The 1,721-nt window shown below is 64.6% G+C and carries 1 protein-coding gene and 1 pseudogene; one reads left to right on the top strand and one right to left on the bottom strand.

The window, feature by feature from the left end:
• Window positions 1-850, bottom strand: a pseudogene (locus EN914_RS34415) (peptigoglycan-binding protein LysM); the annotation flags it as partial.
• A 125-nt stretch (window positions 851-975) separates the two neighbouring features.
• On the opposite strand from EN914_RS34415, the gene EN914_RS34410 reads away from it, so the two are divergent.
• Entirely contained in the window at window positions 976-1,587 is a 612-nt protein-coding gene (locus EN914_RS34410) for a TIGR00730 family Rossman fold protein (protein WP_013532550.1), read from the top strand.
• Window positions 1,588-1,721: the final 134 nt, after the last annotated feature.

Below are 1,721 nucleotides of genomic sequence, written 5' to 3'. Positions count from 1 at the left end.
CCTTGCGGCCGGCATCGGCGAGGCCGGCGACAAAGATCTTGCTGCCGTCGATCTCGACCGCCTCGACGACGATCTTGGGCTCGGTCACGCCTGCAACGGGCGGCGTCGCCGGCGCTGCAGGAGCCGGTGTCGCGTCGACCACGGCTGGCGCTGGGGCGGCTGGCGCCGGAGCGGTTGCGGGGGCTTCGGCTGTGGGAGCAGCCGGCGCGGCGGCCGGAGCAGCCGGCTTTGTCTCGGGTGCGGGAACGGTCAGCAATTCGGCCGGCTTGCCCGGCTCCTCGACCATGGCCAGCACCTGGCCGGCCGCATCCTTGGGAACCGAAACGACGGCGGTCTGCACCGAGGGCGTTACGACGTCACCGGTGGTCGCGCGCAGCGCGATCGTATAATCGCCGGGCTTCAGCGGATCATCGAGAATGATAACGAAGGCGCCATCGGGACCAGCGACCGTCGAGCCAAGCACCGTCGAGCCATTGAGGATTTCGACCTTGGCGTTGGGTGCCGCATTGCCGGCGACGACAATCGAGCCATTGCTTTCGACGCGCACGACATCGAAGGACGGTGCGACCGGACCGGTCGCAGCAGGCGCCGCCGCGTCCGCGGCCGGTGCGGCGGGTGCCGTTGCCTGGGGCACTGCGGCGGGAGCCGCCGGGACTTCAGCGGCGGGCAGCCGCGCTTCGGTGCCGGGATCGGCCGATTTTGCCGCTGCGGGCGGCGTCTGCGCCGCCACTTGCGCCGGCGGCGTGGGATTGAGATACGGGTCGAGTGCGCCCGCTACATAGGCGGTTCCCGCGGCCGCAACGGTCCCACCCGCCGCGAACAGGAACGCCTTCAGTGGATTAATTGCCATATTTCCCTACCCCTTAGCCACCTAACGCCGGTCTAGCCTGTTTTAGCAATACCGACAAGAAAAAGCCCAGGCTGTTAACCCTTGGGGCTTGACCGCGCTTTCAGACCCAATCACCAATCATCGACATGAACACGATTCGATCCGTCTGCGTCTATTGCGGCTCGTCTCCGGGCCGCGATGAAATCTATATCAAGGCCGGACACCTGCTCGGGCGCTCAATTGCCAAAGCGGGATTGCGGCTGGTCTATGGCGGCGGCACCAAAGGCATCATGGGCGCTGTCGCCGAAGGCGCGCTCAAGGCCGGCGGCAAGGTGACGGGCATCATTCCGCGCTTCCTGATCAACAAGGAGGCGAGCGAAACAGCGCTTGACCGGCTCGATGAACTCTTGATCACCGACAACATGCACGAGCGCAAGCACAAGATGTTCGAGAAATCCGACGCCTTTGTGGCACTGCCGGGCGGCATCGGCACGGTCGAGGAGATCGTCGAGATCATGACCTGGGGACAACTTGGCCATCATCGCAAGCCGATCGTCTTCGCCAATGTCAAAGGATTTTGGGATCCGATGCTGGCGCTGCTCGATCACATGGCCGCCGAAGGCTTCATCCACACCGCGCAGCGGGTCAAGCCGCTGGTCGTCGACGACCCCGAAGCGATCGTCGCCGCCATCATGGTAGCCGGATCGTCCGTCGACGCCCCGACCGAGGGCGTGCAGTCGGTGATCGATAAGATGTAGGGGAATAAGGCAGTAGGGCAGTAGGGCAATATGTGACAACAAGTGAATTGCCTGGAGGTCTCTGCCCTACTGCCCTACTGCCCTACTGCCCTACTGCCCTACTGCCCTACTGCCCTACTGCCCTACTGCCCTAC

This window comes from Mesorhizobium sp. M7A.F.Ca.CA.001.08.2.1, from assembly GCF_003998455.1.
In the GTDB taxonomy this organism is placed as follows: domain Bacteria; phylum Pseudomonadota; class Alphaproteobacteria; order Rhizobiales; family Rhizobiaceae; genus Mesorhizobium; species Mesorhizobium ciceri.
Note: the sequence above shows the minus strand (reverse complement) of the source record. Positions and strands in the feature narration are given on the sequence as shown.

Coding starts and splice junctions, on each gene's coding strand:
- EN914_RS34410 (WP_013532550.1), top strand. CDS start 976: ATGAACACGATTCGATCCGTCTGCGTCTATTGCGGCTCGTCTCCGGGC.